The sequence below is a fragment of the Streptomyces sp. NBC_00775 genome (assembly GCF_036347135.1).
In the GTDB taxonomy this organism is placed as follows: Bacteria; Actinomycetota; Actinomycetes; order Streptomycetales; family Streptomycetaceae; genus Streptomyces; species Streptomyces lutosisoli.
In genome coordinates, this window is sequence record NZ_CP108938.1 from 10,420,930 (window position 1) to 10,435,366 (window position 14,437).

At 67.9% G+C, this 14,437-nt stretch carries 14 protein-coding genes and 4 pseudogenes; 5 read left to right on the forward strand and 13 right to left on the reverse strand.

Translation table 11 applies throughout. The annotated features are described in order from the left end of the window. Positions 1 to 7: 7 nt before the first annotated feature. From OIC96_RS46470 to OIC96_RS46495, 6 genes and pseudogenes are all read right to left on the reverse strand, one after another. Positions 8 to 241: pseudogene (locus tag OIC96_RS46470) on the reverse strand (IS5/IS1182 family transposase); the annotation flags it as partial. Positions 242 to 253: 12 nt separating this feature from the next. Continuing rightward, positions 254 to 709, reverse strand: a complete 456-nt coding sequence (locus OIC96_RS46475; RefSeq protein WP_330302023.1) for an SUKH-3 domain-containing protein — start codon at positions 707 to 709, stop codon at positions 254 to 256. A 296-nt stretch (positions 710 to 1,005) separates the two neighbouring features. Beyond that, positions 1,006 to 3,123, reverse strand: coding sequence for a SpoIIE family protein phosphatase (locus OIC96_RS46480; RefSeq protein ID WP_330302022.1), 2,118 nt, complete (start codon positions 3,121 to 3,123; stop codon positions 1,006 to 1,008). Next, positions 3,120 to 3,680 (reverse strand): hypothetical protein, encoded by a 561-nt coding sequence (locus OIC96_RS46485; RefSeq protein WP_330302021.1) that lies wholly within the window; start codon positions 3,678 to 3,680, stop codon positions 3,120 to 3,122. The genes OIC96_RS46480 and OIC96_RS46485 overlap by 4 nt, the downstream gene beginning before the upstream one ends. Before the next feature lie 859 nt (positions 3,681 to 4,539). Continuing rightward, complete coding sequence (locus OIC96_RS46490) at positions 4,540 to 4,926, reverse strand: VOC family protein (RefSeq protein WP_330302020.1); 387 nt, start codon at positions 4,924 to 4,926, stop codon at positions 4,540 to 4,542. 149 nt (positions 4,927 to 5,075) lie between these two features. Next, positions 5,076 to 5,426, reverse strand: a complete 351-nt coding sequence (locus OIC96_RS46495; protein ID WP_330302019.1) for an antibiotic biosynthesis monooxygenase family protein — start codon at positions 5,424 to 5,426, stop codon at positions 5,076 to 5,078. Between the two features lie 213 nt (positions 5,427 to 5,639). On the opposite strand from OIC96_RS46495, the gene OIC96_RS46500 reads away from it, so the two are divergent. The 5 genes and pseudogenes from OIC96_RS46500 to OIC96_RS46520 form a co-directional block, all read left to right on the forward strand. Further along, positions 5,640 to 6,531, forward strand: a protein-coding gene (locus tag OIC96_RS46500) for an IS5 family transposase (protein WP_330302018.1) whose coding sequence is annotated in 2 segments (ribosomal slippage) — positions 5,640 to 5,798 and positions 5,800 to 6,531 — 891 coding nt in all. Because the reading frame shifts where the segments join, the coding sequence is not laid out codon by codon here. Positions 6,532 to 7,337: 806 nt separating this feature from the next. After that, complete coding sequence (locus tag OIC96_RS46505; protein ID WP_330302017.1) at positions 7,338 to 7,739, forward strand: hypothetical protein; 402 nt, start codon at positions 7,338 to 7,340, stop codon at positions 7,737 to 7,739. A gap of 41 nt (positions 7,740 to 7,780) precedes the next feature. Further along, positions 7,781 to 7,908, forward strand: a pseudogene (locus OIC96_RS46510) (transposase); the annotation flags it as partial. A gap of 69 nt (positions 7,909 to 7,977) precedes the next feature. Further along, positions 7,978 to 8,276 (forward strand): annotated as a pseudogene (locus OIC96_RS46515) (transposase); the annotation flags it as partial. An 8-nt stretch (positions 8,277 to 8,284) separates the two neighbouring features. After that, positions 8,285 to 8,476: pseudogene (locus tag OIC96_RS46520) on the forward strand (MMPL family transporter); the annotation flags it as partial. A gap of 215 nt (positions 8,477 to 8,691) precedes the next feature. Here OIC96_RS46520 and OIC96_RS46525 read toward each other — a convergent pair. From OIC96_RS46525 to OIC96_RS46555, 7 genes are all read right to left on the reverse strand, one after another. After that, positions 8,692 to 9,192 (reverse strand): universal stress protein, encoded by a 501-nt coding sequence (locus tag OIC96_RS46525; RefSeq protein ID WP_330302016.1) that lies wholly within the window; start codon positions 9,190 to 9,192, stop codon positions 8,692 to 8,694. 5 nt (positions 9,193 to 9,197) lie between these two features. After that, complete coding sequence (locus tag OIC96_RS46530) at positions 9,198 to 10,454, reverse strand: SLC13 family permease (RefSeq protein WP_330309950.1); 1,257 nt, start codon at positions 10,452 to 10,454, stop codon at positions 9,198 to 9,200. Positions 10,455 to 10,958: 504 nt separating this feature from the next. Then, a complete protein-coding gene (locus OIC96_RS46535) occupies positions 10,959 to 11,453 on the reverse strand; it encodes a hypothetical protein (RefSeq protein ID WP_330302015.1) in 495 nt (164 codons plus the stop codon). 47 nt (positions 11,454 to 11,500) lie between these two features. Then, the gene (locus OIC96_RS46540; RefSeq protein ID WP_330302014.1) at positions 11,501 to 11,962 is read right to left on the reverse strand and encodes a hypothetical protein; all 462 of its coding nucleotides are present in this window, start codon (positions 11,960 to 11,962) and stop codon (positions 11,501 to 11,503) included. After that, positions 11,949 to 12,251, reverse strand: a complete 303-nt coding sequence (locus tag OIC96_RS46545; RefSeq protein ID WP_330309949.1) for a hypothetical protein — start codon at positions 12,249 to 12,251, stop codon at positions 11,949 to 11,951. Before OIC96_RS46545 ends, OIC96_RS46540 begins: the two co-directional genes overlap by 14 nt. Before the next feature lie 651 nt (positions 12,252 to 12,902). Continuing rightward, positions 12,903 to 13,235: a hypothetical protein gene (locus tag OIC96_RS46550; RefSeq protein ID WP_330302013.1), complete on the reverse strand. Its 333-nt coding sequence runs from the start codon at positions 13,233 to 13,235 to the stop codon at positions 12,903 to 12,905. Next, positions 13,232 to 14,386 carry an IS256 family transposase gene (locus OIC96_RS46555; protein WP_330302012.1) on the reverse strand — a complete coding sequence of 385 codons (1,155 nt, stop codon included), beginning with the start codon at positions 14,384 to 14,386 and terminating at the stop codon, positions 13,232 to 13,234. The genes OIC96_RS46550 and OIC96_RS46555 overlap by 4 nt, the downstream gene beginning before the upstream one ends. Positions 14,387 to 14,437: the final 51 nt, after the last annotated feature.

A 14,437-nucleotide genomic window follows, 5' to 3' on the forward strand; every position in this document is an offset into this window, starting at 1 on the left:
AGGCCGGAGCACTGCGAATGAATCCCGGTAGCGCCAGCTGCCGCAGCGTCAGGTTCGTGCGCCAGCACGCGGTGACCAGCAGCACCCGGTCCTCCAGCGACAGGCTTCAGGGCCTGCCCTTGCGGACCGGGTCTGCGCCTTCGCGCCGCAACGTGGTGAGTAGCTTGGCGAACTGCCGTGGGCTCAGCCCGGTAAACGGGGCTCTCCACGAGGGCTCTGACGCCGTGATCACACCAGCCAGGGCAAGATCGTCTCACCTGCCGGGCAGGCAGTTGGCGAGCCAGTCTGCCCGTTCCGCACGATTGACGCCGCCATCGCCGTCCACCACGTAGGCCAACGCCTCCATGAAGGAAGAACCCAGCGGCCAGAGGCAGTTCGGCCCCACGGCGACGACGCGACCGCTGGCCGCAATGTACGCACAGAACTGGCTCGACCACATGCCCAGAGGGCTGTAGTTCTCTCCGTAGTGAAGCCTCAACTTGGACGCTTCCTCGGCGGCGTCGATGCAGGCGTCAACGGGGTCCATGTGCAGTGATGAACCGGGGACACGGGTCGAGGAGCTCTCAATCGTCAGCTCGCCGAACTCGGCCCAGACCGCTATCGCCACGTCGTTGAGTTCGAACCCGGCACCCGTCAGTTGCCGTCTCCAGTCCCTAGTGGCGATCTTGCGACCTGCTGTCCAACCAGCAGCACCAAGCGCGTCCGTCACCGACGGACTGCAAGCCGTCATCGACTCACTAACGTGCTCTATGCGCCCTCCCCTCGACCGTGTCTGTTGCCCCAGTCTGCCGCACATCCCGACCAGCAGACAGGGCCATTGGCCACGAAGGACACGGAGATCGTTTACGGGACAACCCTTGGGGCGGCATCGCGGGTCTTTGACTGGTCGTCTGTGAAGAAGGGCCGAATGGTGTCATAGAGGGTCGGCCGATGTGTCCATGCCTGGACGGTATCCGAGCGCTGGGGGGAGAGAGCTGGGCGACTGGGTCCGCCTGGGGCGGAGGGTCAACGAAGAAGGGGTGCGCGCGCTTCCATGCTCAGGTGCGGGTCGGTTCCGCCGCCGGGGAGGCGGGCGATCAGCAGGGCGATGTCGTCGTCGGCGGAGCCCGGCGCGAGGTGAGTGAGCAGGTTGTCGCACAGTCCCGTCAGGGACGGGTGGGGCTGGGCGAGCAGATGGGTCAGTTCAGCGAGGCGTTCGTCGATGTCGCTGCCGCGGGACTCGATGAGGCCGTCGGTGTACAGCACGAGGATGCTGCCCGGTTCCAGGGTGGTCTCGGTGGTGGTGAAGCGGGTGCCTCCGACACCGAGTGGGGTGCCGGGCGGAAGGTCGAGCACGTGGACGGTGCCGCCGGGGCTGACGGTGACGGGCGGCGGGTGGCCGGCGCGGGTCATGCGGCAGCGGCCGGTCGTCAGGTCCATCACGATGTAGAGGAAGGTGGCGAGCATCGGCTCGGCGAGATCGTCGAGGGCTGCTTCCAACTGGTGCAGCAGTTCCTCGGGTTCGAGGTCGAGCCGGGCGAGTGCCCGGACGCTGGCGGAGAGCCGTCCCATGACGGCTGCGGCCTGGGTGCCGTGACCCATGACGTCGCCGATGAGGAGGGCCACTCTGCCTCGGGGCAGGTGCAGCACGTCGTACCAGTCGCCGCCGACCTCGTTGACGTCGCTGGCGGGCAAGTAGCGATGGGCGACCTCGATCCCGGGGGGCGGGGTGATGTGCTGAGGCAGCATGCTGCGCTGCAGGGTGAGCGCGGTGTCGTGCTCGCGGTGGTAGAGGCGAGCGTTGTCGATGCTGAGCGCGGCACGCGCGGCCAGCTCACCGGCCAGCGTCACGTCCTCGGAGGTGAAAGGGCTGACTGATCGCGTGCGATAGAAGGTCGCCACGCCCAGCACCAGGTCCCGGGCGACGAGCGGGGCCATCATGAACGAGTGCACGCCGAGTTTCAGCAGCTGCGCCGGTTTGCTGGTGTGGCGGGCGGCGGGGGCGATGGCCTTCTCGTCGAGGCGGGCGATCAGGAACGGCTGGCGCCCGGCGAGAGCCTGGGTGTAGGGGGCGGCCGCTGGGAAGTCGAGGGTGCGGCCCAGCGGGGCGAGGACATCAGCGACCGCGGAGCCGGTCAGCGGGGCTTTGCCCAAGCGGCGCAGGGCGACACCGCCGGTCAGGCCCATGCCGGGTTCGTCGCCGTGGGCGAGGGTGTCCAGGACGTCGACGGTGACCGCATCGGCGAGGTGGGGAACGGCGAGGTCGGCGAGTTCCTGGGCGGTGCGCTCCAGGTCCAGGCTGGAGCCGATCCGGATGGATGACTCGCTGAGCAGAGCGAGCCTGCGCCGTCCTGCTTCGGCTTCGGAATGGGCGCGCTGCTGGTCAGTGATGTCGAGCAGGGAGGCGATGACGCCGATGGCCCGGCCGCCGGGGTCTTCGACGCGTACGTAGGAGCATGACCACACCCGGTCGCGGTCGAGGTCGGCCGGCGTGCGGCCGATGTGGCGGCGGTCCAAGATCGACTCACCGCTGTCCAGGACCTGCTGCATCGCCTCCTCCATGTCCTCGGCGTTGACCTCGGGCAGCAGCTGGGCCAGGCGCCGGCCGACGTGTGCCGACTCCGACAGTCCGTTCATCTGCTCCAGGGCCGGGTTGACCCGGAGGAATCGCAGCTGTGTGTCCAGGACAGCGATACCGACCGGGGAGCGGGCGAACAATCCGTCCCATACCGCCGACGATCCGCGGATACGCCGGGCCGTGTGCGCCTCGGCGGCGAAGATCAGGATCGCGGAGGCGTCGTCACGCCGGTCGGGAACGGGACTTGCCCAGATCTCCAGTTCCACGGGGTGCCCGTCCCGGTGCCAGGCGGTGACTGTGCCCATGACCCCCCGTCCGCCGGCCGCCGCCTCCCACAACGACCGGCCAAGGCTTCGGTCCGCGCCCGGGTGCAACAGCTCGGCGATGTGCCGTCCGATCACCTGCTGCGGGGTGAAGCCGAGCAGCTCGACGGCGGCCCGGTTCCAGCGCACGATCGTTCCGTCGGCGCTGGTGGCCACCTGTGCCACTGGCAGCGCCCCGAGCCAGCCGCCGGCGTCCTGTGCGGCGCCGCTGATCAGTTCCTCGACCGGGTTCGGTTCTCTCATCCCGCACCTCGCATGTGGGCAGAGTCCGGGCCGTGCTTCAGGAGGTCGGACAGGCACACGCGCATGTGTACGCGCATGTGGAAGTCGGTCTTGTGCATGTTCCTGCCCGGGTCGCGGTCTTCCATGTGCTCCGCCAGACCCTCCCGCAGCTCATCGAGCTGGTACGTGCCAGGGTCGAGGAGGGGGGAGAAGCCGACCAGTTCCACCAGGTTGGGGGTTTCCAGCTCGCCGGGCGTGGGCGGAGCGGGGGGATCTTGTGAGCCGACTGGGGGTCCGCCGCCTCCTTGCCGACTGTTTGGTCGGCGTACGCATCGGACCACCGCGGCTCCTGGACGTCCCGAGCTCAAATGTGCGACACCGGGCAGATCCGCGCCCGCCGTGGCACGGTAGTAGGCGTGCGGCCGGAGAAAGTTGGCGCATTGCTTTTCCAGCAGCACTTCCCGGCCTGCAAGCCCCAGGCAGCGCCACGACATGCCGCTGCCTGCGAACAGAAAGGGCGCCGCGGTCAGCTCCCGGAGCCGCCCGGCAAAGGCGGCTGCCGGTTGCGCTTCCTTCACATCTCCTATGGTCACCCCGGCAGCACCAGCCCGCTCTCCAGTCGGTGGCTGCCTCACTGCCCGACAGCGGTCGGTCACGCATCGAACCAGAAGCCGTGTGCGGATGGGCCCGCCGCGAGCCGATACGCGAAGAGACGTCCGATCGCTGACAGCGAGGGTGGGAGGGCAGGACTGCGTCGAAGTGCAATCAACTCGGACGAGAACCGCTCCGGAGCAGGGGGGAGAGCGCGGCGTCCGGCGGCGCTCCTGCTCACTCGGTTCGGCCACATGGTGGACTCGCCATTGGAGTAGCTACTCCTGCCGTGGCTGGCCTTCCTGACGTCCCCTTCGAGCCGGTCGGCTTCGGCTGCCGCCGGCGCCGACTCCCAGCCGTTGTAGAGGATCATGCGCCCCGGGTCCCACAAGACGCAGGCTCTGCGGATGTCGCGGCGACGCGCATGCACGATGGTGAGCGGGCCCAGTGCCCGTCTGGTAGATCGCGAATCTCCAGCAGTTCCGTCCGTTCGCGCTGTCCCGGCATTCAAGGGAGCGTGGGCCTCGGCGGACGGCAGGTCGCCTACCGCCCGGCAGGGCGCCAGGATCGCCCTACTCGGGGCGCCTCTGACCGCGCCGGCCTGCCGGTTCGTCTTCGCCGACGCCGATTTCGCCGGACCTCTGGTCGACTGGGCCGCTCAGACCCTGGGCACGACCGTCAGTATCGTCCGTAAACCCGCAGACCAGAAGTGCTTCGCAGTGCCGCCCTGCAGATGGGTCGTGGAACGGACGGCTGACGCGGCTGAGCGCGCATCGCCGCCTGCCCGCGACTACGAACACGATCCCGCCACCAGCGAAGCCATGATCCGCTGGGCCGCCATCGGCCTCACGACCCGGCGCCGCCCGGGGTGAGGATTTCCATGAGATGCCCGTCGGGGTCGTGGAAGTAGGTGCCCCTGCGGCCTATGGTGCGCTCACTGTGATAGATCTGCCCAATTTCTTGGCATGCGGGATCGCCGTAGTGGGTGATTCCGCCGTGCTGGATGCGGGCGAGGGCGGCGTCGAACTCCTGCTCACTGACCATGAACGCGTAGTGGTGTGGCTCAAAGTCGTCCAACTGGTCGTAGTCCAGGCTGACCTGGTTGGCCAGCGTGACCGGCGTGAAGTGCGCCACCGGCGGATCGACACTCAGGCCGAGGATTTCTGCCAGGAACTGCGCCGAGGCTTGCGGATCACGGGCGGGGACGATCGTGTGATTCAGTTCCACGGTCATAGTGACTCCTCTTCAGGGACGGGGCTGCGCGTGGTGGGGTGCTCGGCGGTCTCGGCGGCCTCGGCGACCCGGCATGGTGCATGGATGCGTGACTGCCCGGGGGAGGGCAGGGCTTCTCCGGCTGCCCTCCTCCGGCGACAGCTGCCGTGTCATACGTCGATCTGCTCGAAGATGTGCGGGTACGACACGATGTCGTCGGGGAACTCGGCCGCCATGCGCTGGAACTCCGGGCTGCCGAGCGCCGTGGCGAGCGCCTCGGTCGACTCCCAGACCGCGACGTTCATCAGAAGCTGACTCTCCGCCGTTCCCTTGTGCATCTGCAGGGAGACGAATCCCGACTGAGCCTTCATGAACTCCGCCTGCTTCCGAAAGAGGGTCAGGAACGCTTCAGTCCTCTCCTTCGGAACGAAGAAGGTGTTGGCCAGGACGATAGGCCCGGTCTTCTCCTTGAACTGAGCGAACATCGGGGTAATCGGGTCCAGGCTCTGCAGCTTGGCCATCTTCGGTACTTCCTCTCGCTATCGGTTTTCCTACGGCACCGAGGCCGGACACCGCCGTACTGGATCCGGCGACGACACTCCCTTGTCCCTACGGGTACTGCTTTCTGGGGACCGTTCCATCGTCCCGGCGTAAGCGGGCCGTGAAGTCAGCCGCAGTTCCCGTTCCGATGGGCGACTTCGGTCGGACCGCGCGAAGCCGTGCCATACCTGGGGATGACACCGGACCCTGAGGGGGTGGCTCGGGGCGATCTGACGGACGAACAATGGCGGCGGCTGGAACCGCTGTTGCCGCCGTTGCCGAAGATGGGCCGGCCGCCACGCGACCGTCGGCAGGTCTTCGACGGGATCTGGTGGCGGGCGCGAACCGGCTCGCCCTTGGCGGGACGTGCCCGAGCGTTACGGTCCGGGGGAGACCGCGTACACCCTCTTCCGGCGCTGGCAGATCGACGGCACGTGGGCGACGGTGCTGCAGGTCGCAGCGGATGCGGCCGGGCACATCGAGTGGGAGGTGTCGGTCGACTCGACCGTCTGCCGGGCCCGCCAGCACGAGGCCGGGGCCCGCAAGAAGGGGGCTCACGGTCCGGGCCGGGCGTCCGCCAACGGCGTGGCGCCCGAGCCGGACGACCACGCGCTGGGCCGCTCGCGCGGTGGTCTGACCACCAAGACGCACCTCGCCGTCGACGCGTCCTTCCACGTCCTGGCGGCCGTAGTCACCGCCGGACAGCGAGCCGACGCCCCGGTGTTCACCGAGGTCATGAACCGCATCCGTGTCCCGCGTATCGGCGGCGGGCATCCACGCACCCGGCCGGGCCACGTGCTGGCCGACCGGGCCGACTCCTCCCGGGCCATCCGCGAATACCTGCGCCGCCGGCAGATCCCGCACGCCATCCCGGAGAAGCGCGACCAGGCCGGACACCGTCTGCGGCGCGGTACGGCCGGCGGACGGCCACCCAGCTTCGACCGCGAGATGTACAACCGCAGGCACAAGGTCGAGAGCCGGATCGGGCCGCTGAAACAGGCCCGCGGCCTCGCGACCCGGTACGACAAGCTCGCCGTCCGCCACGAAGCCACCGTCCAACTCACCCTGATACGTCAAGGACTGTGACCACATCTCCAACACGTCCCAGTGCCGCATCAGGCAATGTTCGCCTTGTCTACAGGTGGAACCGCCTGCGTCTACCCTCTGGTGCGTGGATGACGTGTAGAGCGAATCGATCACGAGGACGTCGAGTTCACGGTGGGGCAACTACGGGTTGCCGGACGGGCAGCTTCAGGGTCTTGGTGCGCTTTCCTGAATCGGCTGGTGGCGGCCTGCCATGCTTTGAGAGGCACGCCGTCGGCCATCTGGGATCCGATGTGGTGGTCACAGAAGGTGAGGTGCGGGGCGTGGGCCCATGGTCGTGGAGCGCAGATCTGATAGTTGGGCTCAAGCCTTGGCAACGGGTGGTGTTGGTCGTGTGCCTGTGTGCGCTTGCGCTGCCGTTGTGGTTCGCCGCGAAGAACACCTACCGGTTCATCGACGGGCACCAGACGAAGACCGAAGGATACGTGCACTGCAACTGGAACGGCCCATGCCAGGGCGCGTGGCGTCTGCCTGGCGGACAGCAGGGGAGAGGCGAGATCGAAGGTTTGACCTTCGCAGACGATGAAGAGCTCGTGACGGACATACCAATCTATGCAGGCCGGGATTGGGCTGTGGCTGACCGCTCTGGCCTAGTTGTTCACGCGATCCTGGAATCTGTCGGCACTGTGATCGGCACGGCTCTGGTCCTCTCGATTGCCTGGATCAGGTCCTAGTGCCGCATCAGGCAACGTTCGCCTCTTGGGGACGTCGACTGATAGTTGGCCAGACGCCCACACCTGGTCGCAGGAAAGGACCTGTGACGGCCAGTACGCACGTAGGGTGCTCGGGTGCTCAATCGGCTTGAGGTCAGTGCGTTGCCATCGGGCCGCCGATGGGCTGCCCAGTTGCAGTTCCGGATCGACGGTGAGGAAGTGGTGGCAGAGGCGGTCGGCGAGGGAGGCCGCGGCCCGCTTGCGGAGGAGGCGCTGCCCGCCCACGGTCACGGTCCCTTCTGGGCGACCGGCGAGGGGCGACGTGTAGTGCTGGGCGAGCCTGAGTGCACGGGCGGATGCTGTGGCTACCTGTCCGTATTCGTGCAGCGTCACGGCGGGATCGTGGAGTGGTCCGACTGGCAGGTGCCCATAGACAGGGTGCGGCCCCCAGCGTTTTATTTCGACGCCGATCAGTACGACGCCGAACTAACCCGAGCACTGACAGACCGGCGGTGGCAGGTCTATAGAAGTGATTGACGCGCCACCGGTCCTGTCCTGGGTGGCGCGTGACCGTCAGGCTGGACGGAACCGAGCACGCCAGCCACAAGGAGCAGGCAGCATGATCCGCCGCTACATCTTCTGGCGGAACAAGCACGCCGCCGACGAACGCCTTCGCGAGATCGTGGACACGGCGAACGTTGCCTGATGCGGCACTAGTAGTAGTAGGACTCCGTCAGGTCTGTCTCGCGGTCCTGTTTTGGGGGCATGTTGGTGTGTGGGCTCACATGAAGTGAACCGTGCTCGGGCAAAGTTGGCGTTGTTCGTAGCTGATGTGTTCGCGTCGGTGCCGCGCATCAGCGGGCGAAGGGTGACTGCTGTCTGCGGGGGCTGATGCTGGGCGGGCGGCGTAAGTCGATCCAGCCGATGGCGGAGCGGCTGCCGGATGGCAACGAGCAGAACCTGCAGCAGTTCGTGAACCAGTCGACCTGGGATTCGGTGCCGGTGCGGTGTCGGATTGCGGAGCGGATGGTGCCTCAGATCGGCCCGGATGCCTGGGCGGTCGATGATGTGTCGCTCCGGTCATCGTCACCGGGTGCCAGCACGGTGCCCGGGTGGTCGCCGCCGCAGCAGTCATCATGATCGCGGTCTTCTCCGGCTTCATCAGCTCCGGCGAGCAGATGCTCAAGGTGATGGGCTTTCGCCTGGCAATCGCGGTCTTCTTCGATACGTTCATCATCCGCATGGCCGTCGTACCGGCAGTGCTCGCTTATCTGCACTTCGCTCGGATGGGTGCGTATCGGTGTGGTGTGGCCCGACTGGTGAGGTCGCGTGTTCAGGTGACGCGTATCCGCGGGCAGACGCGAGCAAAGCGAGTCGCTGGCTCGACGAGCGGTGCCGCATCCTCGACGTCCCCGCGTTCCCGGGCCCGGTTCTCGAACGAGGCCATCGCCTCCAGCCAGGCGGCGAGCGTTACCGCGCGGAGCCGTGGCTAGCGGTGGTGCGGCGGGTGGGGTGGTGGTGGCGGGATGGTGGCAGTGCCGGGTGCGGTCTCTGGCCAGACCAGCAGGACGGGGCAGGGGGCGTGGTCGACGATGAAGCGGCTGGCGGGGCTGAGGCTGCGGGGTCCGAGGTGGGTGCGGTCGCCGTCGCGGGCGAGGATGAGCAGGTCGGCGCCTTCTGCGGCGGCCGCGACTTCCCGTTCGACGCGGCCCGAGCGCTCTTGCCGGGTACACGGGCGTCCCAGCCGCTCGGCCGCGGCGGCCAGAAGTTGTTCGGCGGAGGCGGCGGCCAGGTGTTCCACTGCGGTGCCGGGGTCGCGGTCGGGGCGTGCGCGGCCCAGCAGTCCGGCGTAGGCGCCGTGCGCGGCGCCCGGCACATCGTGGCCGGTGACGTGGAGCAGCACCATGTCGGCGTCCGCGGGTGCGTGGGTGCGCGCGGCGTCGACGCAGGCGGGCCAGGTGCCCTCCACGATCCAGACAATGACGGTCATGGCGTTCAGCCTCCGATCGTTTGGAGCGAGACCCACAGTGCCACTACCGCGAGCAGCAGGGCGGCGGGCACGGCGAGCAGTCCGAGCCGGGTGAACTCGCCCAGGTCCACGTCGGTGTCGTGTTCGCGCACGATGCGCCGCCACAGCAGGGTGGCCAGCGAGCCGGCGTAGGTGAGGTTCGGGCCGATGTTGACCCCAAGGAGGACTGCCAGGACGGCTCCCGGGCCGGTGGGGGCGGTCAGGGGCAGCAGGACCAGGACGGCGGGCAGGTTGTTGATGACGTTCGCCAGTACGGCCGCCAGTGCCGCGATGGCCAGGAGGGCCCAGAGGCCGGTGCCGCCGGGAACTACGTGGCTCAGCGCGTCCGCGAGGCCGTTGTCGACCACCGCCCGGACCACGATGCCCAGCGCCAGCACGAAGGCGCAGAACGGCAGGGCCGCGGCACGGACGATCGCCGTGGGGGTGGTGCGGTGCTGGACCAGGGCGCGGACCGCCAGGACGGCCGCGCCCGCGGCCGCCGCCCAGGCGGGGTTGATGCCGACCGCCGAGGTCAGGACGAAGCCCGCCAGAGTGCCCACCACCGTGAGCAGGGCGAACAGCGGCAGTTTGCGGGGCTCGTCGGCGGGCGGGGCCTCGGCGCCCGCGTCCAGATCGGTGGCGAAGTAGCGTCGGATCACCACGTACTCGGCACCGATGGCGACCAGCCACGGCAGGGCCATCAACGCGGCGAAGCGGGTGAAGGTCAGGCCGCTGGCGGCGAACGCCAGCAGGTTGGTCAGGTTGGAGACCGGCAGCAGCAGCGAGGCGGTGTTCGACAGGTGGGTGCAGGCGTAGACGTGCGGTTTGGCGCGGGCGCCCAGCCGGGCGGCGGTGGCGAACACCACCGGGGTCAGCAGGACCACCGTGGCGTCCAGGCTGAGGACCGCGGTGATCAGTGAGGCGGTCACGAAGACGAGGATCAGCAGGCGGCGGGGGCGGCCGGCGGCTCTGCGGGCCATCCAGGCGCCGCAGGCGTGGAACAGGCCCTCGTCGTCGCACAGCTGGGCCAGGACCAGCACGGCCGCGAGGAAGCCGATCACTGGGCCCAGCCGGGCGGCCTCGGCTGCCGCGTGGTCGAGCGAGATCGCGCCGGTGGCGATGACCACCCCGGCGGCGGGGACGGCCACGACCGCCTCCGGCCAGCCCCACGGCCGGATCACCGCGCAGGCCAGCACCGCCAGGAGCAGGGCGACGGAGAGTGCTTCTGCGAGTGAGGCGTTCAGGGTCTGAGCCTTTCTGGGGTGCAATCCTGGCGCAGCGGACGCAGCGGACGCAGCGGACGTCGCGGCCGGTGGGAAGTATCGGAAGAGAAATTAGCGGTACGCCGCCGATGCTCAGGGGCCTGGTGCCGTCCGCACGCCGGCTTGGCGCCGGTTGTCGTTCGGATGGTCCTGGGCCGGTTTGTCATGGGGCTCCTGCGGTGCGTGGAGTAGGGATCCCGAGGCCGACGGTGGAGCGTTCGGCGTTGGGTGTCGTCGCGCTTGGCGCGGAGGAACTGGAGGGTGAGGTCGAGCCCTTCGAGCTCACCGGCCCAGCCCTCGGCTTGGGCGCGGGCTCTGCGGGTGATGAGGTCGGCTTCCAGGTCGTCAAGCCGGTTGATCATCTTCGGGCTGACCTGGAGCATGCGACACCGGATGCAGGCTTCTCTGAACTACCGGTTGGTTCCTGCCGAATGAGCTGTCGGGCTCAGCCATGCCGGTGGGCAGTTGGCGCGGACCGTACGACCCTCAGCACATCTTCCCGATCTTCAATGCTCGCGCCCGCTCTCCGGTGTTCTCTGGGCGGATTCGCTCGGCCAAGCAGTGCCGGTGAGAGATGATGGTGTGGCTTCCTGGACCGTCGTTGCTCCGCGAGTCCAGGACGAGGGCGTCTCCACCTGGGCTCAACGTGACTCGTTCACCACAGAAGTCGCAGCGCCAGGCCAGCGACTCCAGGTCGGCAGGTCGGATGCTGAGCCGCACTGATACCGGCGGATGCCAGCGGTGTATTTGCTCAATTACTGCATCGATCTGCGAACCGATGGGTGGAAAGAGCGCGAGTAGTTCGTCGTGGCTGCTCGTGGTCCGGGAAAACTGTTCGATCATGTCGATGGAGGCCGACAGGCCGGCTTCCTCGTAACCGGCAATCTCAACGACCACACCCCATGGGTGATGGCTCAGGATTCTGGCCCGAACGTTCTGGCCAGGTATAAGCGCCAGGCTCTCTGTCTCGAATCTTTCCATGAACTGCTTCCCCGTCCGTCAGCCCAGCAGGCCGCGCCCGGTGGTGCTCATGCGCGTGTGTTGTCGACGTCGGAGTCGATCAACGCGCTCAGGGCCCGCAAGGCGTCACCGTATTGGTGACGGTCGAACTGGAACGGACCGAATGCCGCATAGTCGCGGGTCTCGCGGTGCGGTTGCTCGAAGGCGTCCCAGGTCACGAGGTCGGCTGTTGCGGTGATTCGGGCCATGAGAGGCCAACATCCCCACTCTCCGCATTCACAACCGAGAACAGGTGTCTTCGGCCCCATCGCGTTGGTGGACCGTCCGAGGAAGTGGTCCTGCATCGGGCCGAACCGGAAGAACTCCGGGATCAGACCGCCGTAGGCATCGCCTGCGGGCTGCATCCCGGCCGCGATCTCGAACCCGTCGATCAGCTCAGTGAGTGGTGCTCCGTCGATGCGGGGGACGATCACGAGCGGGCCGCCGTCGCCCCGGTGTCGGCAGTCGAACCGGATCTCATTGCTGGTCATCCAGGGATTGTCTCAGCAGAGCCGTTCCCTCCTCCCGGACGGGCTGAGCTCGGGCTGTGCGTGGCATGCCGAGGTTGATCGCCGTGCCGCCGGGAGTTCGTCGGTCCATTTGAGCAAGCTCGTCTTCGGCGCCGGCCAGGCTAACCCGGAGTCCTTCGACCTCGCCGAGCCAGCCCTCGCGCTCGGCCTTGGCGATGCGGGCGACGAGGTTGTCGCCGGTTTCCACCAGCCGACCCCACCGAGGAACGGCCAGCCTCGACAGATCCCGCTCGGGCGCACGATCGTCCATCACGACCGCAGACCGTACTGGGCGACGACCTCACTTGTGCCCTGAACTGCGTAATCAACGTGGCTCGTTCAGTCAACGGGGCGTGTTCATGCTGGCAGGGGGTGCCGTAGGGGCGTCCGCATGCGCCGAGTTCGACCTTGCGCTTGTCGAAGTGCTCTTCGAACTCGTCCCACGGAGTGACCTGCTGGCCCTCCATCAGCTCATCGCGTACATCCATCACTTGCTCCCTGATCGCGGCCTGTTACGCCGTGATCAACGAGGTGAGGATGGTGCAGCTGACAGAGCACTCCTCGCCCACAAGGCGTGGTGGTTGCCGAAGTGGCTGGACCGGGTCCTGTCCAACGTCGACGTTGAGGGCGGGCGCCTGCACAAGGAGCTGGCAGACCGTCCCGAAGACCCAAACCAGGACCGCGGATTGGTTAACGCATAAGTCCTCACGCGATGCCCCGGGCGCGCCGTCCTGCAGCGGAGACGACTCCCGCCCGGTCCGCACAATCGCCGTGGGGATGGCCAGGGCGCGGCAAGAGGTCCCGGCAGCGAACAGTCGCTGCCGGGACCTGGTGCTGTCTGGGGCGCATCGACTTCTCCCTTGACTAAGGGCTGTCCCGTTACGGGACAGCCCTTAATTGTCAATTCCTGTGGATCGCTGGGTTAGAACAACGGGTTGGCGCCTTGGATGACCTGCCATCCGGAGGCCAAGGTGCCCGACATGAGACGCTGGACGCCATCTCCTCGGAGAGCCACGAAGGCGGTAAGGCCAGTGTCGAGTTCTGCCATCCGATGCCCGTAGACGACGGCCTGCGTCAGCGTCAGGTCAATCGCTTGTGCTGAACCGCTGAGCCAGTTGAAGCGGGCACCGCGACGGACCGGCCCCCGCAGGCAGCGCACACTGACAGTCGCCGTTTCGAGGGACGCGACGATGACCCGGTCAATCTGCAGTTCTACGCTGCTACGACGGCTGCCGGGGCCGGGGATCTCGCTCATGCGGCTGCCTCCTCTCGCTCGACCAGGACGCCGTTCTTGAACCGGGCACTCGCGCGGACCAGGGGCACGAGGTGGGCGCCGGTGATCGCGCGCCAGCGAGCCTGGGTGGACTCGACGAGCTTGAACACCATCGCAAGCGCCGCGGCCGGGCTGGCGGCGCCGCGGGTGACCTTGGTGCGGAGCTTGACGGTGGAGAACGTCGACTCGATCGGGTTCGTGGTCCGTAGGTGGATCCGGTGCTCGGCCGGGAAGTCGTAGAACGCCAGCAGTTCCTCGGCGTTGAAGATCTCCTGCATCGCCTTCGTTGCGCTCGGCTGAGCGGACTTCGGCAGGGCGTTCGTGACATTGCGAGCCTCGTGGACCCCGCAGCGCTGGTGGCGGGCTGCGGGGAACACCTCGGCCGGTGCGCTCCACCGTCCCATCGCGCCGTTGCCGACGACCAGCTCGGGGTCGCGCATGCCGCGTCGGCGGCAGTCGCGCAGCAGGTCGGCCCATGACCGGGTGGACTCGCGCAGGCCCTCGGTCAGGCCGATCAGCTCCTTGGTGCCGTCCAGGCGGACGCCGAGCAGGACCAGGACACAGGAGTGAGCCTGTCCGAGCCGGACCTTGGGGTGGACGCCGTCGGCCCACTCGTAGACGTAGTCGGTCTGGGACAGGTCGCGGTCTTTGAAGGCGGCGTGGTCGTCCTGCCACTGACTGGTCAGCTGGGTCACCGTGGCTGGTGACAGGCCGGCCGCGGAGCCGAGGAACTGCTCCAGCGCGGGCACGAAGTCCCACGAGGAGAGGCCGTGCCGGTAGAGCAGGGGCAGCACCTCGGAGACCTTCGGGGACTTGCGGCACCACGGCGGCAGGTTCGTCGAGGAGAACCGCTTGCGCTCGCCGGTGGCCTCGTCGACACGGCGGTCGTTCACGCGCGGGACCCGGACCTCGACTGGCCCGGCCGCGGTGACCATGGTCCGGGGCGGGTGGTGGCCGTTGCGGACCACCAGTCGCCGCCCGTGATCGTCGGTCCCAGCCACCAACTCGGCTATGTACTGGTCGACTTCAGCCTCCAAAGCGGCGGCCAACATGCGGCGGGCGCCCTCGCGGACGATCTCGTCGATCAAGGAGCCGGACTGGATGGAACCGTCGTCGGTGACTGCGCTGAGCACGGGCGTGCCTTCCCGACCCGCGCTGCGAACTCGGGCCTACTCGGTGACCAT